Below are 23,808 nucleotides of genomic sequence, written 5' to 3'. Positions count from 1 at the left end.
GATGGATCAGCTCAGCCGCCGCACGTTCCTCACCGTCAGCGGTACCGCGTTCGCCGGCGCGGCCGTGTTCGGCATCTCCGGCGGAGTCCTGCAAGCCGAAGCTGTTGGCAGACCCGGCGGCGCTTCGATCACGCGGCGAGGCAACATCTGGGTGCTGGAGAACGACGTCCTCCGCATCAAGCTCGACGCGTCCTCAGGCGGTATGTGGATCACCAGCATCTACAACAAGGAAGCGAGTCAGGACTACCAGGCATCCCGGCAGCCGCTGTTCTCCTACGAGTTCGACGGCACGACCGAGATCACGGCCGAGGACGGCTGGGAGATCCTCACCCCGCGCGTCAGCGACCTATGGATGCACACGGTCCAGGGGCGGGTGAAGGTCGGCCGCGAGCTCCGCATCCCCTTGCGCAGAACGGCCCCGCAGCCGATCACCGTCACCGCCGTGTTCGACCTGTACGACGGCCGCTCGGGCTGGCGTTTCCACACTCTGATCCGCAACGACTCGGCCGACAAGACGACGATCACCAACTCCACCGTGCTGGCGCTCGGTCTGCCGGATCGCCCGCACCGGCTGCACTACCCGCCGAACATGCGCTGGAAGAGCACCACCGGCTCACTCTCACCCGTCCCCGAGGGCAAGGCCGAACTGCCCAAGAAGGTCATCACCGTGTACGCCGAAGGGCACGGGTGGAGCCTCAGCCCCGAGGTCAACTGGAAGACCCAGCGTGGCAAGGGGAACTACCCAGCGGAGTACATGCTGCCGCCTTTCGCGGCGCTCAACGCGTGGCACGAGATCGACCACGTCCGGGTGACCACCAACCCGCAGTCGCTGCAGTTGGTGCTGTTCCCCGGTGAGGAGTTCGAGTACCTCTCGGTGAACCTGAGCGTGTTCACGGGTGACGTGATCGACGCGAAGATGGCCGAGGAGGAGCACTTCCGCCGGCGGTTCCGCTACAACAACGTCAGCACGCTGTTCAACACGAACGACTGGGACTACCGCGGCGGCCCGGGCAGCACGCTGCCGGACAACTACTACTACGACGTGATCATCCCGAAGGCCAAGCGGGCCCGGTTCGACATGGTGATGCTCGACGACCTCTGGAACACCACGCGCGACAGCATCGAGCCGAGCGCGGTGATGGCCAAGTCGATCCGCAGCCTGGACGAGTTCTCCCGGACGGTGACGGACACCGGGATGCGGCTCGGCCTCTGGTACAGCCTCAGCGGTGGTGGTCACGTCGAAGGCCGAGACCTCGCGGATCCCGTGCAACTGCAGGAGAAGCGGGCGCAGATCGAGACGCTGATCACGCAGTACCGGATGAGTCATCAGATGGTCGACCTGACCGAGTGGTGGCAGAACGAGTCCGTCACGACCTACTCACACCCCAGTGACAACGTTTACCGCAAGGCGGTGCTGAGCCGCCGGCTGCTGAACGACCTGGTCGAGAAGTACCCGCACTACCTGCCGAAGATGACGAGCGAACTGGACATCTGGCCGACCCAGGGCGACCGGAACACCAGCCTGCTGCACGTCGCCTACAACGGCTGGAACACGGCCAACGGCGGTATCACCGGTGAAGACCTCTCGCTGCGGACTGCGGTCACCGGCTTCGGGCACCTGCCGATGAGCTCGGCGTACATGAACGGCGGGCAGTTGACCGGCCGGATGGAGGACTACTACTCCTACCTGGCCGTGCGGAACGTGAAGTTCGGCCAGGACCCCGGCAAGCCCGGCACCTGGCCGGATGCGGCGGTCGACCTGATGGCCGCGTTCAACCGCTGGCGCAAGCACCCGCGCATCGCCCGGCTGACCGAACAGCCCTTCCGGCCGGTGTACCTCGGCAGCGGCTGGGACGGTACGACGTGGAACTCGAGCACCGGGCCGTTCGTGTGGCTCTGGACCGACGACGATCGCGGGGAAGCACTGGTGATCGCCACCGGCAAGGGTGGCTACGCGTCGACCGTGGTCGCCGATCTGCGCTGGTTGCGGCCCGGCCGGCGCTATGCGGTCGCCGACATCAGCCTGGATGACGACGGCTCCCACACCTACGCCTATCGGGGCACCTTCAGCACCGACGAGTTGAAGGAGTTCCCCATCGACCTGCGGACCAACACCTCGCGGGGCAAGGCGTTCTGGATCCGCGAGACCCAGGGCAGGAACCTCCACGTCCTCTATCCCGACGAGAACATCACCTCGTTCCAGCAACACGGATCGGCTCAGCGGATCGAGCTGAAGTTGACGGGGACTGCTGGAGCGCAGGCCGTCGTGGTCGTCGTTGATCCACGCACCAATCGAGGGCTGGCCAAGTCGATCCAGCTCAACGCCTCCGGAAAGGCGACGGCAACGATCAAGGCGTCCGAGCTGCTGCCGCCCGCACCTGTCAGCAAGGTGTTCGCCGAGCCGATCTACCGCGAAGCCGAGTTCCTGCCGCGGACAGCCGATGCCACCGCGACCGAGATCGGCGAGCCGAACGCCAGCAACGGTGCGTGGATCCTGGCCAACCTCACCGCCGTCGGGCAATCGGTCCAGTACACGGTCGACGTCCCCGCGGACGGCCTCTACCAGGTGGACGTGCGCTACAAGGAGAACGAGTCCCGCGGCCGGAGCCAGTTGTCGGTCGACGGCATCGCGCTCGGCCTGGAGGCGGACCACTTCCAGCCGCGCGGCATGTACAAGGGGATCGAGTTCCGCGAACGCCGGCAGGGCAACCTGCAGCTCACCAAAGGGAACCACTCGTTCCGCTTCACCTCGACAGGTCGCACCGGAACGAGCTATGCGGTTGGCGTCGACTACGTGAAACTCACGCCGACCGCCGCTCCGGCTCGGCTCACCTTCGAGGCGGAGACCTCATTCACCGCGACCAGTGCCACGGTGGTCACAACGGCTGACCCGGCCGCCTCGAAGGGCCAGTGGCACGCGCTCAAGGCAACCACGGTCGGCGACTGGGTCGAGTACTCCGTCACCATTCCGGCAGCCGGACGTTATCGGATCAGCTCAGTGGTCAAGGCTCACGCTGAAAGGGGCCAGGCGCAGCTACTTGTCAACGGCACCCAGCTCGGCGAGGTCTTCGACGAGTACCTGGCGCCCGCCGACGGTTCCTACCAGTACCGCGAGGTGACCCACGGCGAGGTCGACCTGCCGGCGGGATACGTCGTACTGCGGTATCGGGTGACCGGCCGCAACCAGGCGTCGGCGTCGTACGGGCTGGCGACCGACCAGATCCTGCTCAGCCCGGTGCCGCGGTTGACCCTTGCGGGCAAGGGGAATCTCCGGGTCGGCGAGCAAGCGGCGTACACGGTCGGGTACCTGCAGTTCGAGCCGTACTACGCGCAGAACCGGTACCTGCTGTGGACCGTCGAGCAGGAGAGCACCCGGGGAGTTCTGACGATCGACCAGAACGGCGTCGCGCAGGCGGCGACGCGCGGCAGCGCCGTGGTGCGTGTGACCAGCCAGATCGACCCGACCGCCACCGCGACGGTCGCGGTGACGGTCGGCTGAGATCAGGAGGTCCGCAGTTGAAGCGTGTACCGCGTCGGTGCCCTGCCGGTCAGGTAGACCCGGAGACCATCGGGAACCAGGCTGCCGTTGAGCTGGGTGTAGCGCTCGCCCGGGTCCATCGTGACCCGCGTAGTGCCGTTGCCCGGGCCGAACTCGATCCGGTCGGAGCCGACCGTGTAGGCACCGGTGCCCTCGGCAAGCTGATAGTTGCCGGTGCCCTCCAACGGCACGACGCCGCTCAGCGAGCCACCGGGCCGGAAGCACAGCTCGATCGCGAACGGCACCTCGGACTGCTCCAGTTCGAAGGTCAGGTCGAAGCCGTTGCCCACCTCCGTCACCGTGACACTGGTGCGCAGCGTGCGGTACTGCTTCGGCCGGTGCGGGAAGTCCATCGAGGCGTAGAACCTGCCGTCGAGGGTGAGGGCGTAGGCACCGTCCTTGCGCCGGTACCGCTTCGGCAGCGGCAGGTGGTACGGCACCTTCACCTCGTCCGACAACCGGAAGCTCCGCGACCCCGTACGCCGCAGGCCGTCGCTGCGGAAGTGGCCCGTGCTGAAGAACTGCGGGGACAACCGCACGGAGTCCAGGATCGCGGCACCCTGGCGGAGCTTGAAGAAGGTCGGGTTGGTGGACAGGCCCGAGGCGATCACCGGGATGTCGTGGAAGTCCGTGCCGCCGAAGAGCGTCGCGGTCCGGTCCCCGCGACGGATCCGGGCGAGCTGATGGGCCTCGTAGGTCTGGACGAAGTCCGCCGGGACGGGCTTCGCCGTCGGCAGCTGAGCGGCCAGCTCGGGCCGTTCGAGCACCTCCGCGAGGAAGTCGCCGACCTCGCCGGTGCCCCGCCGTTCGATGTCCTTGGCAACGGTCGCGAACCGGCCGTCGCTGTCATGCAGTGCCAGCTCGCGGAACTGGGTCAGGTACCACCAGACGTCGCGGATCCGGGTCTGGTCCTGCCGGCGAGAGGCGGTGGTGTCCACCTCGCCGTTCGGCTCCAGCAGGTACCGGGTGGCTTCGAGGTTGCGGCGGACGAAGCCGACCAGTTCGGGCCGGTCGCGCAGCCACGCGATCGTCAGCAGGCAGGGGTTGGTGACCTCGGAGGCGTAGGTGGCGCTCCGCTCGCTGTAGATCCCGTCGGGAGTGGCGTCGATGCCCTCGTCGAGCCAGTCGTCGATGCGCGCGGCGTACCGGCGGTCCGGGAACAGGTGGTGGGTGCGCGCCAGCGCGGCCGACACCTCCCAGCGGTGGTTGGGCGTGTGGACGCCACCTGTGGCCAGCGCGGGACCTGCCTTGCGGAGGATCTGCTCCAGGATCGCGCGGTGCGGCTCGGTGGCGGCCTGGCCGTCGGCGTCGAGCAACGCCCACATCATGCAGAGGTCCTGGATGGCGAAGGCGCTGTCGGGCGGCGAGTGCAGGTTGCCGACGTCGTAGAGGCCGTCCTCGTGCTGCAGCGCCGCCAGCCGGTCGCACAAGGTCCGGAGCGGGCCGAGCAGAGCGTTGTCGTGGTGATAGCGGGAACGGCCCCAGACATATCCCGAAATCAGCCGGCGGCCTTTCCGGGCAATGGTCCGGACGCTGTCGCCGGCGTTCTGGTAGCTGCTCAGGACGAGCGGGATCTGCGCCTCGTTGGCCTTGGTCAGGAATGCCAGGAACTCCTCGTCGACAGCCGCCACCGAAGGGTTGCCGGGCGTCGGAGTACCGGTCGTGGCGCTCGCGTGGCCGGGTATCAGCACCCCCGCGGACAGGCCGGTCAGGGAACCGGCGAGGAACGTTCGACGCTGCATAGGAGCCTCCGCAGGGACGGGAAAGCGATTGCCAAATGTCCAGTACTGTCGCTGCGTCACTTTGTCCTGTCAAGACTTCGCAGGTGTCCGGAATCGGTCACCGGATGTGTCTGCGAGACCTTGTCTGAACCGGTTCGCTGAACTAGTTTTGCCGACCTGGGTAAACGCTTTCCGATTTTGTCAAGGCTTTCTGGAGGTAAGAAAGTATGAGCGCGCTGAGTGAGCTGGGCACGCTCGGACGGAAGAAGCCGCCCGGGCAGAAGCCAGTCCGGGGCGGTGGGGCGGGGAAGGCCTACAAGAAGGACAACCTTGCGGCGTACCTGTTCCTGACGCCGTGGCTGCTCGGGCTGTTCCTGATCACCGTCGGGCCGATGGCCGCGTCGCTCTACCTGGCGTTCACGGACTACAACCTGATCCAGGCGCCGGAGTGGATCGGCCTGGAGAACTTCAGCCGGATGCTGTCCGACGAGCGGCTGCACAACTCGCTGCAGGTCACCTTCACGTATGTGTTCGTGTCGGTGCCGCTGCAACTCGCGGTGGCTCTGCTGCTGGCGGTGGTGCTGGACCGTGGTGTGCGCGGCATGGCCTTCTACCGTTCGGTCTTCTACCTCCCGTCGCTGCTCGGCTCGAGCGTCGCGATCGCGATCCTGTGGAAGCAGGTGTTCGGCACCGAGGGCCTGCTGAACCAGGTGCTCGCACCGTTCGGCTTCGACGGCCGGGGCTGGATCTCCGACCCGAGCACGGCGCTGGGAACCCTGGTGGTGCTGAACGTCTGGACCTTCGGCGCCCCGATGGTGATCTTCCTGGCCGGCCTGCGTCAGATCCCCTCGATGTACTACGAGGCGGCGTCGGTGGACGGCGCCGGGCCGATGCGCCGGTTCGCGAGCATCACCCTGCCGCTGCTCACCCCGATCATCTTCTTCAACCTGGTGCTGCAGATCATTCACGCGTTCCAGTCGTTCACCCAGGCGTTCGTCGTCTCCGGCGGCACCGGCGGACCGTCCGACTCGACGATGTTCTTCACGCTCTATCTCTACGACCGTGGCTTCGGCAATTTCGACATGGGCTACGCGTCCGCGATGGCGTGGTTCCTGCTCGTGATCATCGCAGCCTTCACCGCGGCGAACTTCATCGCCTCGAAGTACTGGGTGTTCTATGACGACTGAGACGATCCGCGTGGCGAACCGCCGGACCGCGACGATCAGCTGGGCCCGGATCCGGCCCGCCCTGACCCACGTCGCCCTCGCGGCCGCCGCCCTGGTGATGCTGTACCCCGTCATCTGGATGGTGGTCAGCTCGCTGCGGCCGGGCAACGAGATCTTCCGCGAGCCGGGCATCCTGGTCCGCGACCTGGAGATCAGCAACTACCGGGTCGGCTGGAACGCGCTGACCGAGCCGTTCACCCGGTACCTGCTGAACTCGGCCGCGGTGGTCTTCGGCGCGATCGTCGGCAACCTGGTGTCCTGCTCGATGGCGGCGTACGCCTTCGCCCGGCTGGAGTTCACCGGCAAGAAGTTCTGGTTCGCGATCATGCTGGTCACGATCATGCTGCCGATCCACGTGGTGATCGTGCCGCAGTACATCCTGTTCTCGCAGGCCGGCTGGATCAACACGTTCCTGCCGCTGATCGTGCCGAAGCTGCTCGCCACCGACGCCTTCTTCGTCTTCTTGATGGTGCAGTTCATCCGCGGCATCCCGCGCGAGCTGGACGAGGCGGCCCGGATCGACGGCTGCGGCCGGGCCGGGATCTTCCTGCGGGTGATCCTGCCGCTGATGGTGCCCGCGCTCGCGACCACCGCGATCTTCACGTTCATCTGGACCTGGAACGACTTCTTCAGCCAGCTGATCTACCTGACCGACCCGAAGATGTACACCGTTCCGGTCGCTCTGCGCTCCTTCGTGGACGCCACCGCGAGCACCTCCTGGGGATCGCTGTTCGCGATGTCGGTGGTCTCGCTCGTGCCGGTCTTCCTCGCGTTCTTGTTCGGCCAGCGGTACCTGATCAAGGGCATCGCCACCACAGGCATCAAGTAACCCGACCATCCGATTTGGCCCTGCCCACCAGAAAGGTTCACCACCATGAGGTTGCTACCTCGTCCTACCGCACCGCCGCGCCGGCGGTTACGTGCCCTCGCCGCCATCGCGATGGCGGGCGCCCTGCTGGCCGCCAGTGCCTGCGGTGGTGACTCCGGCGGCGCGTCCGCCGACGGGGAGGTCACCCTCCGCTTCAACTGGTGGGGCTCCGACACCCGCCACAAGATCACCCAGCAGGTGATCGACGCCTTCGAGAAGGACCACCCGAACATCAAGGTCAAGGGTGAGTTCGGCGAGTGGTCCGGCTACTGGGACAAGCTCGCCACCACCGTCGCCGCCAACGACGCGCCCGACATCATCCAGATGGACGAGAAGTACCTGCGCGAGTACGCCGACCGTGGCGCGCTGCTGGACCTGAAGAAGGCCGACGGCCTCGACACGTCCAAGTTCGAGCAGGACACCCTCGGGGCCGGCGAGTTCGACGGCGGGCTGTACGGGCTGAACGCCGGCATCAACGCCTTCACGATCGTGGCGAACCCGGCCGTCTTCAAGGCCGCCGGGGTGCCGCTGCCGGATGACACCACCTGGACCTGGGACCAGTACACCCAGATCGCCCAGCAGATCAGCGCGAAGCTGAACGGCAAGGGCTGGGGCACCGCGGCGTACGGAACCAACGACGCCAGCCTGAACATGTGGGCCCGGCAGCACGGCGAGTCGCTGTTCACCAGCGACGGCAAGCTCGGCGTCACCAAACAGGGCGTCACCGACTTCTATACCAACCTGCTGAAGATGCAGGAGGTCAAGGCGACGCCGTCGGCCGAGTTCACCTCGCAGGACATGAACGCGCCGCTCGACCAGTCCGGCATGGCGACCGGCAAGCTCGCCATGTCGTATGCCTGGAGCAACCAGTTGAACGCCCTCAGCAAGGCGTCCGGCCAGCAGCTGAAGCTGCTCCGGCTGCCGAGTGTCTCCGGCAAGGCGACCGAGAACGGCGCGTACTACAAGGGCTCGATGTTCTGGTCGATCTCCGCGCGGTCGAAGCACCCGAAGGAGTCGGCCGAGTTCGTCAGCTTCCTGGCCAACAACACCTCCGCCGGGGACCTGCTGCTGGCCGAGCGGGGCGTGCCGCCGAACACCGAGATCCGCGCGGCCGTCGCATCCAAGCTGCAGCCGGCCGACGCCGCCTCACAGGCCTTCATCCAGACCATCGCCAAGGAGCTCGGCGAGCCGTCACCGCCGCCGCCTGTCGGTGGTGGTCAGGTGGAGAAGATCATCCAGCGCTACACCACCGAGGTGATGTTCGGCCGGCTGAAGCCCGACCAGGCGGCCCAGCAGTTCATCGACGAGATCAACGGGGAGCTGACCAAATAGTGTTGCTGCAGGCAACTGATTGGCAGTGACCGGTACGCCGCGAGTGGCCGTGGCGGGTGTCCACGGCCACGGGGCGTCCCACGTGCGGCACGTCGCCCGGCTGGCAGCAGCCGGGCGCGTCCGCTTCGTCGCGGTCGCCGATCCCCGGCCACCCGCTGACGGGTTACTGCCCGAAGGAGTGGAGAACTTCCCGGAGTTGCGTGCGTTGCTGGCGGCGCGGGAGATCGACGTCGCCGTCATCAGCACGCCGATCCAGACTCACGTCCCGCTGGCCGAACTGGCCTTGCGGGCTGGGGCAGACGTGCTGCTCGAGAAACCGCCGACAGCGTCGTTGGCGGAGTTCGAGCAACTGTCCGCGGTGATCGCCGAGACTGGCCGGAGCTGTCAGGTCGGCTTCCAGGTGGCTGGTTCGCACGCTGCCCGGACGCTGGCCTCGATGGTTGCCGACGGGCAGCTCGGCGAGCTCCGGGGGATCGGCGCAGTCGGAGCGTGGGTGCGGACCGCGGAGTACTGGCAGCGGGCGCGTTGGGCCGGTCGGCGGTCACTCGATGGCGTGGCTGTCGTTGACGGCGTGGTCACCAATCCCTTCGCGCACTCGACCGCGGCCGCGTTGATGATCGACGGCTCGGCTCGTGCGGACCAGGTCGTCTCCGTCGAGACGGAGTTGTTCCGTGCCAACCCGATCGAGGCCGACGACACCTCGTCGGTGCGGATCCGCACGACTCGCGGTACGACGGTGCTGACCGCGCTGACCCTGTGCGCGGAAGTCCCCGGCGCCGAGCCGATGGTGATCGTGCACGGCTCCGCCGGCCGCGCAGTACTGCGGTATCCGTCGGACCGGCTGGAGATCACGATCGGCGGCCGCACCACCGTCACGCAGTACGGGCGGGACGATCTGCTGGAGAACCTGCTCGACCATCGGGCAGACCCCGCGACGCCGTTGCTGTCGCCGCTGGCCGCGACGGGTGGGTTCACCCGGGTCGTGGAGGCGGTCCGGATCGCGGATCCGCCCGCGGAGATCCCGGCCGAGCTGGTTCGCTGGCAGGGCGAAGGTCCGGAGCGCCGGCCGGTCGTGCTCGAGGTCGAGAAATGGGTGACCCGGGCAACCGAAGAACGCGGCTTGTTCAGTGAACTCGGCGCCCCCTGGGCACAACCACACACAGAGATGGAGTTCGGATAGATGACGCAAACCCTCGGCTGCAATCACGCCGTCGGCAAGTCCATCCAGGTGACCGCAGGTGACAGCGAGCTGTTCACCTACGTATACCGCCCGACCGATCCGCAGCTGGAGTCCCCGCGGCCCTACCTGCACCCGATCCGCACCCTCGGCGGTGATCTCGTCTCCGTGTTCCGGCCGCACGACCACGTCTGGCACAAGGGCATGACCTGGTCACTGCCGCACTTCGGCCACGAGAACTTCTGGGGCGGACCGACGTTCTCGGTCGAGCACGGCTACCAGCAGCTCGACAACAACGGCTCGATGGACCACGACCGGGTGGAAGCGCTCGACGTGTCCGAGGACCTGGTCCGGTTCTCGCACCACCTGTCCTGGCACACCCAGGCGGGCGAGCACGTGGTGGACGAGCTCCGCACGCTGGAGGTGCGGCTTGCCGACGATGGCTGGGTGCTGGTCTACGAGACCGGGATGACCAATGTCTCGGACGCCACGATCCAGATCGGCAGCCCGACCACCGCGGGCCGCCCGAACGCCGGCTACGGCGGACTCTTCTGGCGCGGCCCCCGCTCCTTCACCGGCGGCACCGTCCTCGCCCCGCAGGGCCTCGGCGGCGACGAGCTCCGCGGCCAGCGAGCCGCCTGGATGGGCTTCTCCGGCAAACACGACAGCACCGACCGAGCCTCCACTCTGATCATCGTCGACGCCGGCGAGAACCCGAACCACCCACCGGAATGGTTCGTCCGCTCCGAAGACTTCGCCGCCGTCTGCCCAGCCCCCTTCTTCAGCGAAGAACTCCCCTTCGAACCCGGGTCGACCCTCACCTTCCGCTACGCCACGCTGGTAGCCGACGAAGCCTCCGACAACGACCGAGCAGCCCACCTAGCCGCCCAAGCCACCAAGTCCCTAACCGCCGGCTGACCCCTCGAACTTCCAGGAACTAAGGGGTCGTACGCCGGATCTGAGGGGTTCCCCCGATGCAGCGATCGGTAGCGACGGCTGACTGTTGAGTGTGGGCGGCGAGCTACAGCCGCCTCGAGCGCTCTGGATGACGGTCCCGACCGTCTGCTGACCCCCGCCCGAAGCCTTGTTCGGCTACCTCGGCCAGGTCGATACTCGAGAAGTACCGGCCAGCGTGGCCGTCTCGGGGCGGGGCCTGCCGCAATGTCAGCGGCAGCTGAATCACCTTGCTGTCAAGCGTTTGAAGGGGGAACCGTGCCAACCGAACAAGAGTTTGAAGAGCTGTCGACGAAGTACGAGGAGCTGCGGAGCAAGTACGAGGAACTGAAGGAGCGCACCACGCTGACTGGTGACGACATGCCGGACAGAGGGACGGATCCGCCTGCTGACCCATGTCCTCCAAAGCCGTTGTCCGTCGCGTGGGGACGCCAATGCTGGGCGCCTCCTGTGTACTTCACGCTGACAGTCGGGATCGGCTGCTCGCCTGATCCAACCGGAGCAACCGGCGCAACCGTGGCGCGATTTGCGGAGCTCGACCAGGGATGATTCTGCTGCGGCCGGGGAGCGCGTTCGTGCTCCTCGGGCACGGCGCCCTGACTGATGCGGTTTTCGCGGCCCTTGGTGGTGCAGGCTTACCTGTCGACGAGATGGTCCGAGCGACGTACCCGCGACGTCGTGAAGATCTGTCGGAGTTGGTGCGGGATGCGGGTGCCGTCGTCGCGCTGGGCGACGGCACCCTGCCGGTCCTGCACCACTGGCTCAATGCGATCGGGCTCCAGGCCGCTGTGCCGACGCTGCACGTCGAGCTGAGCGGGGCGGCCGCCACGATCGGTCCGCTGGTACTTCCGGCGGAGGGAGCTTGCTACCTGTGCTGGCGAATGCGCGCACTTGCCTGTGCGGAGGACTTCGCCGACGCGATGGAACTGGAGGAAGAGCTCGTCGCCAGGCGGTCTCCGGAGGTAGAGGAACCGGTCTCGCCGACGCTGGTGCCGATAATCGTCGATGCCTTGGTGGCCGAGCTCCTCGCGCTGAGGACGGGGAGCTTGCAGCCGCGGCTGAGTGGTGCCGTGCTCACAGTGGACGGGCTGAGAGAGAAGCAGGCACTGCACTCACTGCTTGCACGCCCTGACTGCCCGGCCTGCTCCAGCCGCGGGCGCAAGCCAGTCGAGGCAAGGCCGGAGCGTGGTGAGACCGAGGTCGCCGCCAGAGACTTCGACAGCATCGCCCGTTCCACCGTCGACCCCGTCTGCGGGATGATCCGCGCACTTGACCCGATTCCCCCGCACGTCCAGGAGCCGAAGGCGCCGTACGTCGTGCGGGCCGAGCTGGCGAACGCTCGCTTCAGCACGGACGAAGGCTGCTTCGTCGTCTGCGAAGGCAAGGCGTGGACCGAGCAGGAGGCCCGCGACGGGGCACTCGGTGAGGCCTTGGAACGCTACGCCGCGATGACGTGGCGACCCGCGCAAAGGATCAGTTCGACGTATGACGCGTTGAACGGCGCGGGACTGCACCCACAGGACCTGGTGCTGTTCGCCGATCGGCAGTACGACGCTGTGCCGTTCCAGCGCTGGCAGCCACAGTCGCAGTTGGACTGGGTGCCCGCCCAGTCGCTGGTGACTGGCAAGGCGGTCTGGATTCCCTTGCTGGCAACGCATCTGGACTACCACCCGCCACCCGGAGCTGTGCTGTTCCAACCCACCTCGAACGGTTTCGCGGCCGGTTCGGATTGGAGCTCTGCGACCGAGAGGGCGTTGCTGGAGGTGGTCGAGAGGGACGCGTTCATGATCGCCTGGTCGCACCGGCTGCCCGGCCGGCGGGTGGCGGCAGCTCAGGTGCCGGATGAACGGATCCGCGGGTTGGCGGCGGCGTATGCCCAGCGAGGTGTCGAGCTCATGGTCCACCTCCTGCCAACCGATACTGTGGCGACCGTGGTCCTCGCGATCGCATGGTCCGATCGGCGGCCTGCCGCGACGATCGGACTCGGAGCCGCACTCGACCCGCTCGCCGCCGCGCGGTCCGCCGTACTCGAGGTCGGTCAGGTCCGGTCGGCACTCCGGACCCGCCTTGCATCTTCTGAGGTGCGGGCCCGCCTGGAGGAGCTGTCTGCCGCACCGGCCGAGGTCCTGTCGCTCGGAGACCACGATCTGAGGTACGCCGCGCCGGCGGTGGCCGCCGCCGGCATGCGCTTCCTCCGCGAGGCTCCCCTCGAACCATGGCCGGGCCTCCCACCGCAACCAGATGCTGCAGGCAACGGGTTGGAGGTCTTGACGCGGTCCTTGGCCGAGGTGGCACCGGACGTCCTGGCAGTCGACGTCACACCGCCGGATGTCGCCGGGCTCGGGGTCAGCGTGGTCCGTGGTCTGGTTCCGGGGTTCGTGCCGATCTGGTTCGGAGCGAAGGGCGCTCGGCTCGGCGGCACGCGACTGCTGGAGATGCCCAGCCGCATCGGCCTGCGCCAGCGGCCGGCTCTGCTGGACGAACTGAACCTCGATCCGCACCCCCTGGCCTGAACAGGCGGCCGGCGACCGACTCAAGGCTGGTCAGCCGCTGTCTGGCCGAGTCTCAGGGCCAGCGCGGACACCTCCTGGCGTGACGAGGTACCGGTCTTGTGGAGCAAGTTCGACACGTGCGTGCTGACGGTCTTCTCGCTGATGAACAGGGCTGCGGCGATCTCGGGGTAGGTGCGGCCGGCCACGAGGTGGGACAGCACCTCCCGCTCCCGCTTCGTCAGTGAAACCCAAGGCCCGGAACTGCCCGTCTCTGCCAGCGCTACCGGTTCCCGGAGCGGGATCCTGCAGAGACCGGCCAGAGTCTCCACCTGCTGCTGCAAGGGGATCGCGCCCATTTCGGCGGCGTAGCTGTGCGCCGATCTCAGCGGTGCGGCGACAGTGGCGCGACTTGCTCCCTCGTTGAGCAGAGCTTGGGCCAAGCGCCACGAAGCAGAGGCCTTCTCGCCTTCCAGGCCGGCAGCATCGCATCGGTCGACGACTTCCTGCCAGAGCGACGAAGTCGGGGTTTCTGCCTTGCAGCGTGCGCTCTCCGCAACGAACATGGCCTTCATCGCCGGCTGGACCAGGTCATCCTTCACCAGGACCTCGAAGGGCGCCGGCGGCGCGCTTTCGCGCAGGGCGACGAAATCCTCGAAGGTCGCCAGAACCCTCCTGACCTGCTCATCGTCGCGCTTGTCCCGCGCGGACTCGGCGAGGTCTGCGGCTGCCCGCGCGCCCCACATCAGCATCTCGTCGGCATCGCGAGGATCGGCGAGCTGGACGACCAGCGTTCGGGACAAGAGGTCGAGCGCCTGTCCCGCCTGTCCCGAGGCGACCAGGTACTCGGCCAGCGTGGCGGACGCGAAGATTCCCACGATCTCCTCTGCGCCCGGCACCAGCTCCTTGGCTCGCCGCATGTGCAGGTGCGCTGCTTGCAGGTCGCCCCGTCGGACCGACAAGGCGGTCGCACCGAACCGAACCATCGCGCTGGCGGCAGGCGCCGCGGGGAGTGAGAGGCCTTCGCGGATTGCCTGCTCGCACTCCGGCAGACGGCCGAGCGTCAGCAGATCGTGGGCCAGGACGCCCGCTGCGGAGGCCGCTATCGGAATCAGACCGCGGTGCAGGGCAAACGGAAGGAACTCGGCCCCCAGCGCAGCGCACTCTGCGACCCGGCCGCGCTGGATCAGATAGTTCATCCTGGTCACCAGAGTTCGCCAGATCAGCACAGGATCATCTGTCAGCCCGGCCCAACGGACGGCCTTGTCCGTGTCCTGGCCTGATCGCGCGTCCCGCTGGAAGGCGTTGGCCCGGGATGAGTACGCAAGGCTGAGAGCCTCGGTGGACCGGGCGTGTTCGGCAGCCCGTACCGCTTCCTCGGCGTCCGCCCGCGCCGGTTCGAGTTGGTTGTTCCACGCTTCGCGCCAACTGAGAACGGCCAGCGCCTCGGCGTACTCCTCGCTGTCCGGATAAGGCCGGCTCAGCTCGACCGCATGCTTGCCCTCGACAACGGGCAGTGTGGCTCCCCTCCCAGTCACCCACGCAGAGTCGGCCCATCGACGCACCAACCTGCTCGCCCGCAGCGGGTCGGCGTGCTCGTCGACGAGCTCGCACAGGCGGGTCCATGCCTGGAAGCCCGCCTCTGAGTCCCCGAACAGGTCGTTGGCTCGCGCGACGCGCTCGAGAAGGTCGATCTCCGCGGCGACGGAGCTGTCACCGTCGTGGACCAGCCGCCAGTACTTCGACGCCCGGAGCAGATGCATCGCCTCCTCGCGGGGCGATCTGAGGTTCTTCGCGAGGTCCGCCGCACGCAAAGACGCGTCGAGACAGGACGGCAGGGCGTGCGCCCCCGCGTAGTGGAGAGCCAGATCTCCGAGCCGGCGTAGCTCGTCGAGACCCTCCGCGGAGCGGGACTCGAGCGCCTTGGCCCACGCGGCGTGAACGGGTGCTGCCTCGCCCGGAACGAACGTCGCGTAGAGCACCTCGGCGAGCAGCGGATGGCGGAACCAGCAGAGTTCGGTCCCGTGCGACACACTGATGCCCGTGTTCGTGGCCTCGGCCAGCGAGGTGGTCAGGGCCTCCGGTCCGATGCCGCGTCCCGCACTGACCTCAGTCAGCGCTTCGATAGAGGTCGGTCGCCCTGCCACAGCGAGGATGCGCATCACTTCTCGCGGCACTGGGGGGAGGCGGTGCCATGCGGCGAGCAACGCACCGGACAGCTCGTCCGGCAGGTTGGCAGGGAGCCGCTCGTCAGCGACGGTGAGACCGTGCACCAGCAGCTCGCTGAGGTAGGGGTTGCCGTCGGATCGCTGAACGACATCGTCGACCAGCCCGAGCTGCGGAGATCCGCCAAGAAGCATGGTCAGCTGCTGCTCCGTCTCGTCCCGGGTAAGCCTGTTCAGTCGAAGATCAGTCACAGCCGGCAGGCGCCTCAGATCGGCCAGCCAGCCGTGCATCGGGTGTCCAGGCCCGAGCTCCTCATCCCGGAAAGTGGCGAGGATCACCAGTCGTTGGGTCCGGAATCCGGCCACCAGGTAGGCGAGTGCGTCGCGTGAGGCCAGGTCAGCCCACTGCACATCATCGACAACCAGGGCCGTCGGTCGTCGCGCGGCGATCGCCATCACCAGGGAGTCGGCGACCGCCAACAGCCGAACGGGACTGCCGGAGACGTGGGCGCCCAGGGAGGGGAGCAGGTCACCGGCAGCGGGAACCGCAGCCAGCACTTGCTCGCGGTCGTCGGGGTCGGCTGATTCAACCCAACCCTCCAACGCGCTGATCAGTGGGACATACGGGGAGTCCACCGAACCGAAGCGGACGCAGCGGCCCCAGAGAGTCGTGACTCCGTCGGCTTTCAGTTCGTCGCAGAGAGTGGCGGCCAGGCGGGTTTTGCCCACGCCTGCTTCGCCGTGTACCAGGACTGCACACGGTCGTCCTGTGCCGGCGCGCTGGGCTGCCGTTCGCAGGGCCCCCAGTTCCTCGATTCGACCGGCTAGACCGGGCGTGCGGGCGATAGTTGCCCCTCCCACAGGGCTTAGTCTGCGCCTCTTTCGCCCGGAAGTCCTGGCTATTAAGGGGAACTCAGTCCCGGCACAGGGTCCAGCTCCGGCAGAAAATGTCGGTCAGCGGAGGACGCGGGCGGCCTGGTTCGAGGGAGGGCGAGGGTGAAGGAAGTGTTGCCAGGCTCGGAGGTGACGGTGAGGGCGCCGCCGTGGGCCGTCGTGATGGATTGGGCTAGGGAGAGCCCCAGGCCGGAGCCGCCGGAGTCTCGGGTGCGGGAGGTATCGCCGCGGATGAAGCGTTTGAAAACGGTTGGCTCGAGCGTCTTCGGGATGCCGGGGCCGTCGTCGTGGATCGTGAGCACCGCCGAGTGGGGGTCGTCCGCGCGGAGGGTGACGGTCACGGTCGTGCCGCGCGGGGTGTGGTGTTTGTTCGCGGTCGGGTCTGCGCAGACTCAGCTCGGCGTACCCGTGGATCGTGGTCAGCGGGGTGCGCAGTTCGTGGGAGGCGTCGGCGACGAACTGGCGTACCTGGAGCTCGCTGCGATGTCTGGCATCCAGCGCCTTTTCCATGTGCCCCAGCAGGGTGTTCAGCGCGACCGCGACCTGGCCGACCTCGGTCCGCTCGTCGGTCAGGTGCTCCGGAACCCTTGCGGTCACACCGATTTCCCCGGTGGGCAGCGGGATGCCGGCCACCGCACGGGCTGTCTGGGCGACGTCCCGCAGCGGGCGCAGTTGACGCCGTACGACGAACACCGCGATGCCGCCGGCCGTGATCACGCCGAGCCTGGCCAGGGACGCCTCCCAGCCAAGCAGACTGGCGAGGGTGTCGTCGAGCTCCTTGGTGGGCAGACCGGTGATGACCTTGGTGGTGCCCAGCTCGGACGCTTGGACGCGGTACTGCCCGAGGCCGGGCAGCTCGACCGTGTCGTTGCGAGCGACCGGAACGTTCTGGAGTGTGCTGAGCGCCGGCGACGACAGTTGGGCGAGCTCGCCGTCCGCGGTGATGACGTTGCCAGCGGCCCCTGAATCGCTGAGATAGCTGCCTGGTCAGGTACGAGCTGATCGCGGCTGTGGTCAACCCGCTGATCAGAACACTGACCACGGCTACCAGCAGTACGACGGCCGCCGCGACCCGCGCGGTCATGGAGGTCGGCAGCCACCGGAGTAGCTGAAGACGGCGGACTACGCGGCCGAGCAGCCTTCGCAGCGCAGCGCCATCGTGAGCAGTTCGGCGATTGCGCCAGCAGGGTTCAGAACGTCGACCAGACGTCCTGACCCAGGAGGCAGCACGATGAACATCCACCCCACTCGCCGGATTGGCGCCCTGCGCCCCGGTGTCCTGACCACGCTCGAGTGTTCAGTTGGGTGTGTGGGTTTCGATGAACTCCTTGATGGCGGGGAGTTGGTCTCCGTGGATGGTGTGGCCGCCGTCGAAGGACAGGAGTTCGACCTGTGCGTCGCGGCGGCGGAGCTGCTCGGTGAGGCGGCTGGTCTGCTCGGGTGTCGCCATCGGGTCGCGGTTGCCGTTGACGATCAGCACGGGCTTGCCGGCCAGAGCGTGGTCCTGCGGTTCGTCGTCCTGGAAGGGCACCATCGCTGCGAGGAGTACTGCGCCGGCGAGTGCCTCGGGATGGCGCAGGAGCAAGGCCGAGGCCATGTTGGCTCCGTTCGAGAAGCCGACCGCCATCCAGGAACCCGCCGCCACGCCGTACTTCTGCTCGGCGGCGGTGAGGAAGGCGGCGAGCTCATCCGTCTGGTGCCGCAGGTCGTCCTCGTCGAACACACCCTCACGGACCCGGCGGAAGAACCGGGCCATTCCGTGCTCCGACACGGTGCCGCGAGGCGACAGCACCGGGGCGTCGGGCGCGAGGTGCTCCCGCAGTACGAGCAGGTCGTGTTCGTCGCCGCCGGTGCCGTGGAGCAGCAAGAGCGGGGGACTGCCCGACCCGGGCTCCCAGACATGGGGCCGTTGGAGCGCGTCGTCGCTCATCGGTCGACTTCTTCCGGTGTCGGAGGTGGCACGCGGAGGGTCGGCAGCGAGTTCTGGATCTGCTCCCGGTTCGGCTCCAGCCACGGCGGAAGCTTGAGGTGCTGACCGAGCTCCAGCAGCGGTTCGTCCACGGTGAACCCGGGCTGGTCGGTTGCGATCTCCAGCAGGACGCCGCCGGGTTCACGGAAGTAGATCGAGGTGAAGTACTGCCGGTCGAGGATCTCGGTGACCTGGATGCCGGCATCGATCAGCTCGAGCCGCCACCTCGCCTGGGTCTCCCGGTCGGGGGCCCTGAAGGCGATGTGGTGGACGGTGCCCGCCGCCTGCAGGCCTCGGGACGCCTTGCTGGGAAGGACATCCACCGCCGTACCGTCGTCCGTGCCGCCCTCCTGGCCGGACATCGTGAACCGGGTCCGGTCGATGGTGTTGTGGCCGAACTCCATCCCCAGCAGGCCGTTGAGCATCTCGGCCGTGGGGTCGAGGTCCTGCTCCGTCATGGTCACCGAGAACAAGCCCCGGATCGCGTTGTCGGCCGGTACGGCGGCAGCGCCGTCCCACCCGGAGCGGGAGTCGCCGTCGGAGGCGACCAACTCGATCACCAGGCCGTCGGGATCACGCAGCCGCAGGACCTCCTCGTCGGAGCGCGCGACCGGGGCGTCCGCGTCGACGCCGAGATCCTTGAGGCGCGTCTGCCACCAGCCGAGCGCCTCCGGCGGGATGCTGAACCCGGTGGCCGTGGTCAGGCCGGTGCCCTGCCTGCCCTGGTCGACTCCCGGCCACGGGAAGAACGTCAGCAGCGTGGACGGCTTGCCCGACTCGTCACCGTAGTACAGGTGATAAGTGTCGGGGGCGTCGAAGTTGACGGTCCGCTTGACCAGGCGCAGCCCCAGCACCGTGGTGTAGAAGTCGACATTCCGTTGCGGGTCCTCCGCAATGGCAGTGACGTGGTGAAGCCCGTGTGGTGCGACCGCTGCAGCCATCCGCTCGTCCCCTTTCGCTCGCTGCCCCCAGGATCCAGCTTGCCCCTTCGCGGCTCCGGAAAGTAGTCCCGTGGCGGAAGGTGAACAGATCTCACCGGCTGCGGTCAGAGAAGCTCGTCGGCGGCCCGGCGGAGGGCTGTCAGCTCCTCGTCGGCCCAGCCCTCGCCCCGGGACTCGGTACCGCGGATCAGGGGTTTGTCGATCAGGTGGAACCGGAGGTTGAAGATGCGTCCGACGACGGAAAGAAGCGGAATGGCGGCCAGGTCGGCCTCGGTGATCGGATGGTGCTCGCGGTAGCCGCGGAGGAAGGCCGGCCAGTGCGGGGTCGCGGCGACGCCGGTGAAATCGGCCGCGCGGTATCCCTCGGCGGACAGATCGAAGTCGTGCAGAGCGAGTCCGTCGTCGGTGATCAGCACGTTGTCGAGGCTGACGTCGCCGTGGCAAACCCCCCAGCTCAGCTGTTCGGAGTACTGCGCGAGGTTGTTCCGTACTGCGTCCGCCAGGTCCAGGAGCAGGTTCTCCTCCGCGGCGGCAAGGAAGGGGCGAATCTGCGCCAAAGGTTCATCCAGCCGCCGGTGGAGGTCGGACGGGCGGCGCGGATTCGGCGACGAAAAGGTGTCGGCGGCCGCGTGGAAGCGAGCCACCAGCCGGCCGAACCCGGAGTACAGGTCGTCCGTGAAAGGTGGCCGCGGCTTGGTGCCGGTGACGAACTCGGAGAGCACGAACGGGCGCTGTCCCTCGGCCGAATCGAGCACGCCGACCTCGTTGCCGTCGGCCAGCAGGTGGACCCGGGGCACCGGCAGGCCGGCGGCCAGATGTGCCGAAAGCCCTGTCTCCCAAAGGATTTCGGCCGGTTCCCAGCCGCCCGCACGGTACAGCTTGAGGACGTACCGGCCGTCCGGCGCGGCCAGTTCGTAAACGTCGTTCACCAACGAGCGGAGTAGGGTGCAGGTGGTGAAAGGGAGGTCGTAGACACCGGCGAGATGGTTGCGCAGGGCCAGTGGTTCGGGCAGCGACCGGAGCGTCGGAATCACCGGGCCGACCCTACGCGCGAGCCGGCCGGAATGCCTGGAAATAACCTCGGGAAATGGCCCGCGACGGGTATCCACAGGGTGGACGGCAGGTGTAAAAGTTGCCTTTCGCGGGCAGGAACGGAATCGTTGCCCGGATCACCTCCCCCTGAAGGCCCCGGAACCGGTAGCCTCATCCAGCCACCTGGGGAGGCATCGCATGACCATCACCGACGAACTGCCGGAGAGCCCAAACCGGTCAGGAGACCACGTCTTGCAGGAGAACACATCCAGCACCAGTACTGGCGAGCTCGCCAACGTACCCCTCACAGGTGCTGACAAAGTCGCCTACGCCTTCTATGCCACCGCGGCAACCGCCGCCCTCGTCGGTCAGGTCTGGGCCGGCGTCACCCATATCCCTTGGCCGGAGGAAGGCTTCTCGCCGTTCCTCAAGATCGCCCTCGTCACCCCGGCGGTCGCTGTCATCGAGCTCGGTGGTGTCGCCACCGCCGCCCTCGCCGACCTGCGCCGGCGCAAGGGTGAGCAGGCCTACGCGTACCGGGCCATGTCGTTGTTCGCGGCTGTCGTCGCGCTCGTTTTCAACGTGGTAGGCCACTGGCGGCCGGAGGAGCGGTTCCTCGCCTTCGGCTTCGGTGGTCTGTCCGCGTTCGCCTACGTGCTCTGGCTGATCCACAGCTCCGCCCGCCGCCGTGACGCGCTGCGCCGCGCCGGTCAGATGGCCACCACCGGTCCTGTGTACGGCGTGGTGCAGTGGGCGCGGGAGCCCAAGGTCACCTGGCTGGCCCGGGGCCTGGCGCTGGAGCACGGTTACGGCCTGTACGAGAGCCTCCGGGTGGCCCGGGTGCAGATGCGCAACAACGCGCGCCGTGACGCGATCGCCGGGACCGTGGCCGAGTACATCCGCTCCGAGCACCAGGACGAGCGGCTCGCGAAGATCGCCGAGACGACGTACGACGCGGACCGGCTGGCCGGGATGCTCGAGGAGCGGATCAACTACGAGGTCGTCACGAACAAGCTGACGCTGGCGATCTCCCCGCCCCCGCCGGCGCCCGAGCCGCAGCCGGTGCAGGAGGAGCGGACCGATCTCCGTGCCGCGGTCTGGGTGGTCGAGGGCACCACCCCGCCGCCGGTGCAGCAGATCCCGGTGCAGCAGTTGCCGGCCCAGCGGATCCGTCCGACCGGCGGTGTGCCGATTCGGGACGACGAGCAGTGGGGCGAGGCGATGACCGGCGAGCTGATGGCCGTCGACTACCTCCCCTACGACCGGACCACGGACGAGGCGCACGACGCCGAGGTGGTGGAGGAAGCCGCCGCCGCTGCCGCGGCCCAGCAGCCGGTCGTGGCCAAGCCGCGTCCCGAGTCGCCCTTCGCCCAGCCGCAGCCGTCCGCACCGCCTGCCGTTCCCCGGCCTGCCGTCCCTCAGGCTGCCGTTTCGCAGCCTGTCGTTTCGCAGTCTGTCGTCGAGCAGCAGCCTGTGGTTAGGGAGCCGGTGGCAGTCGAGGAGCGGCACGTCGTCGAGGCGGCGTCGCAGCCGGTCGTGAAGCCTGCCGCGAGGCCGGCGGTAGCCAAGCCTGCTCCGGTCAAGAAGCAGCCGAAGACCGTCGTGCGCAACGCTGTTCCCCAGTCCGTCGCGCCGGTGGCCGAAGAGCCGAAGGTCGTCGCGGCCCCTGAGCCCGAGCCGGTGCCGGCTCAGGTCAAAGAGCCCGCCGTCGTCGCCCGCGAGGTGACCTCCCGGACCACCTCGACCAGCTCGACGCCCCGGCCGGCGCCGAAGGCCGCGTCGTCCCGCAGCGACCTGGACAAGAAGCGGATGCGCGCCTGGGCCCTGCTGTCCGACTGGCCGTCGGACCGCCCGCGCAACGCCGAGACCCTCGCCTCAGCGATCGCCTCGACCGTCGAGGACGCCGCGGACTTCATCACGCAGTACGACGCGGAGCACGGGACCAGCAACCTCACGCTGGTCTCCAACTCGCAGAACTGAGTTCGACATCCGACGGGGGAAGTTGCTTGAGCTAGGCAACTTCCCCGTCGCCTTCGTGTCAGCGGGTGGGTTGTCCCAGGTTCACTGGTAGTTCGGCCAGGCCGCTGACCAGGACGCGGCGCCATCGGAGGTCTTCGGCGGGCTTGGCCAGGCTCATGTCCGGGAAGCGGCGGATGAGGGCGAGCAGGGACTCCTGCAACTCGATGCGGGCCAGTTGGGCGCCGAGGCAGAAGTGCGGGCCGAAGCCGAAGGACAGGTGCTTGTTGTCCTTGCGATCCAGCCGGAGCTCGTCCGGCTCGTGATAGGCGCGCGGGTCCCGGTTGGCCGAGTTCAGCGCGGCCATCACGCCTTCACCGGCTTTGATCTGTACTCCGTGCAGTTCCACGTCCTCGAGGGCGACCCGCAACTGGCCGACCTCGCTGAACCGGTTGAACCGCAGCAGTTCCTCGATCGCCGAGTCCACCAGCGAGTGGTCGGCGACGAGCTTGGCCCAGTTCTCCGGCCAGCGCAGCAGGGTGGCCACACAGCTCGAGATCTGGTTCGCGGAGGTCTCGTGGCCCGCGACCAGCAGGTTGACCCCGAACGAGATCAGCTCGTCATGGCTGAGCCGGTCGCTCTCCTCGCGGGCCCGGACGAGTTCGTCGAGCAGGTCCTCGGCCGGCGCCGCGGTGTTGGCGAGCTTCCGGGTGACCAGCTTGTCGATGTACTCCGTCAGGTCCGTCATCGCCTGCTCGACGAGATCCTTCTCCGCCATCCGCATGCTGTACCCGAGCTCGGTCCACTCGCGGAACTGCGCGCGGTTCTCGTACGGAACGCCCAGAAGTTGGCAGATCACCTGGATCGGCAAGGGCAACGCAACCAGCTCACGGATGTCCGCGCCATCACCGGCGGCCGCGACATCCTCCGCCAGCTGCGCCGACAGGTCCGCGACCCACGGCCGGGTCCGCTCGATCCGCCGATGCGCGAAGGTCGACGACACCAGCTTGCGCAGCCGGGTGTGCTCGGGCGGGTCGGTCGTGGTCAGGCTGTTCGGCATCGGCTTGGCGAGTGCCACCCGCGGCGCCCCCTGCTTGACCACCGCCGCCCGCGAGAACCGCGGATCCGCCAGCACCAGCCGGACATCGTCGTACCGGGTGACCAGCCAGACCCCGGCCCCCGCCAACGTCCGCACCCGCGCCACGGGCCGGCTCTCCCGCAACTCCGCGAACATCGGCGAAGGATCGAACTGGAAAGCATCGTGAAACGGGATCTCCAACACCGGTTCCGCCATCCCCCGACCCTAAGCGCCTCAGGTAACCCTTCGCCCGCCTTCTGCGAGTCGCACCTCAGGCGGCGAGACTCGTGTGACAAGACACCCACCTCGCGCTGCTAATGGGGCACGGCTGTACCGAGTGACAGGAAGTGGTCGCTCCCGACGTCAACCTTCACGCTCACCGAGGCGGCTGAGGCGCGGAGAGAACGCAGTACTACCTAATGGGTGTTATCGGGTCGGTCGCTGGCAGACTCGGTGCCTGTAGCCGCT

15 protein-coding genes and 1 pseudogene are annotated in these 23,808 nt (G+C 67.8%); 8 read left to right on the top strand and 8 right to left on the bottom strand.

Translation table 11 applies throughout. The annotated features are described in order from the left end of the window. Position 1 precedes the first annotated feature (1 nt). A complete protein-coding gene (locus ACFPJ1_RS03170; protein WP_380101272.1) occupies positions 2-3,499 on the top strand; it encodes a carbohydrate-binding protein in 3,498 nt (1,165 codons plus the stop codon). A gap of 2 nt (positions 3,500-3,501) precedes the next feature. On the opposite strand, the gene ACFPJ1_RS03165 is transcribed toward ACFPJ1_RS03170, so the two are convergent. Further along, on the bottom strand, positions 3,502-5,280 hold the full coding sequence (locus ACFPJ1_RS03165) for a hypothetical protein (RefSeq protein WP_380101270.1): 1,779 nt from the start codon (positions 5,278-5,280) through the stop codon (positions 3,502-3,504). A gap of 206 nt (positions 5,281-5,486) precedes the next feature. Here ACFPJ1_RS03165 and ACFPJ1_RS03160 point away from each other — a divergent pair, with 206 nt between their 5' ends. From ACFPJ1_RS03160 to ACFPJ1_RS03135, 6 genes are all read left to right on the top strand, one after another. Then, on the top strand, positions 5,487-6,446 hold the full coding sequence (locus ACFPJ1_RS03160; protein ID WP_380101269.1) for a carbohydrate ABC transporter permease: 960 nt from the start codon (positions 5,487-5,489) through the stop codon (positions 6,444-6,446). Then, entirely contained in the window at positions 6,436-7,314 is an 879-nt protein-coding gene (locus tag ACFPJ1_RS03155) for a carbohydrate ABC transporter permease (RefSeq protein WP_380101268.1), read from the top strand. Before ACFPJ1_RS03160 ends, ACFPJ1_RS03155 begins: the two co-directional genes overlap by 11 nt. Positions 7,315-7,359: 45 nt before the next feature. Next, positions 7,360-8,685 carry an ABC transporter substrate-binding protein gene (locus ACFPJ1_RS03150; RefSeq protein WP_380101267.1) on the top strand — a complete coding sequence of 442 codons (1,326 nt, stop codon included), beginning with the start codon at positions 7,360-7,362 and terminating at the stop codon, positions 8,683-8,685. A gap of 25 nt (positions 8,686-8,710) precedes the next feature. Continuing rightward, positions 8,711-9,865, top strand: a complete 1,155-nt coding sequence (locus tag ACFPJ1_RS03145; protein WP_380101266.1) for a Gfo/Idh/MocA family protein — start codon at positions 8,711-8,713, stop codon at positions 9,863-9,865. Then, positions 9,866-10,780: a DUF6807 domain-containing protein gene (locus ACFPJ1_RS03140; protein ID WP_380101265.1), complete on the top strand. Its 915-nt coding sequence runs from the start codon at positions 9,866-9,868 to the stop codon at positions 10,778-10,780. 581 nt (positions 10,781-11,361) lie between these two features. Continuing rightward, on the top strand, positions 11,362-13,329 hold the full coding sequence (locus tag ACFPJ1_RS03135; protein WP_380101264.1) for a TOMM precursor leader peptide-binding protein: 1,968 nt from the start codon (positions 11,362-11,364) through the stop codon (positions 13,327-13,329). A 20-nt stretch (positions 13,330-13,349) separates the two neighbouring features. Here the strand turns inward: ACFPJ1_RS03135 and ACFPJ1_RS03130 are convergent, their stop codons facing one another. From ACFPJ1_RS03130 to ACFPJ1_RS03105, 6 genes and pseudogenes are all read right to left on the bottom strand, one after another. Further along, complete coding sequence (locus ACFPJ1_RS03130; protein WP_380101263.1) at positions 13,350-16,331, bottom strand: helix-turn-helix transcriptional regulator; 2,982 nt, start codon at positions 16,329-16,331, stop codon at positions 13,350-13,352. Between the two features lie 41 nt (positions 16,332-16,372). Beyond that, positions 16,373-16,705, bottom strand: coding sequence for an ATP-binding protein (locus ACFPJ1_RS03125; RefSeq protein ID WP_380101261.1), 333 nt, complete (start codon positions 16,703-16,705; stop codon positions 16,373-16,375). Between the two features lie 76 nt (positions 16,706-16,781). Continuing rightward, positions 16,782-16,997 (bottom strand): annotated as a pseudogene (locus ACFPJ1_RS03120) (sensor histidine kinase); the annotation flags it as partial. A 664-nt stretch (positions 16,998-17,661) separates the two neighbouring features. Continuing rightward, a complete protein-coding gene (locus ACFPJ1_RS03115; protein WP_380101260.1) occupies positions 17,662-18,294 on the bottom strand; it encodes an alpha/beta hydrolase in 633 nt (210 codons plus the stop codon). Then, positions 18,291-19,274, bottom strand: coding sequence for a VOC family protein (locus ACFPJ1_RS03110; protein WP_380101259.1), 984 nt, complete (start codon positions 19,272-19,274; stop codon positions 18,291-18,293). Before ACFPJ1_RS03110 ends, ACFPJ1_RS03115 begins: the two co-directional genes overlap by 4 nt. Before the next feature lie 104 nt (positions 19,275-19,378). After that, a complete protein-coding gene (locus tag ACFPJ1_RS03105) occupies positions 19,379-20,308 on the bottom strand; it encodes a phosphotransferase enzyme family protein (RefSeq protein WP_380101258.1) in 930 nt (309 codons plus the stop codon). 196 nt (positions 20,309-20,504) lie between these two features. Between ACFPJ1_RS03105 and ACFPJ1_RS03100 the strand changes: the two genes are divergently transcribed. Then, positions 20,505-22,286, top strand: coding sequence for a hypothetical protein (locus ACFPJ1_RS03100; RefSeq protein ID WP_380101257.1), 1,782 nt, complete (start codon positions 20,505-20,507; stop codon positions 22,284-22,286). 58 nt (positions 22,287-22,344) lie between these two features. Here ACFPJ1_RS03100 and ACFPJ1_RS03095 read toward each other — a convergent pair whose 3' ends face one another. Further along, complete coding sequence (locus ACFPJ1_RS03095) at positions 22,345-23,556, bottom strand: cytochrome P450 (protein ID WP_380101256.1); 1,212 nt, start codon at positions 23,554-23,556, stop codon at positions 22,345-22,347. Positions 23,557-23,808 lie beyond the last annotated feature (252 nt).

This window comes from Kribbella qitaiheensis, from assembly GCF_042657745.1.
GTDB classification, from domain to species: Bacteria; Actinomycetota; Actinomycetes; order Propionibacteriales; family Kribbellaceae; genus Kribbella; species Kribbella qitaiheensis.
This window is presented reverse-complemented; position numbering and strand designations above follow the sequence as displayed.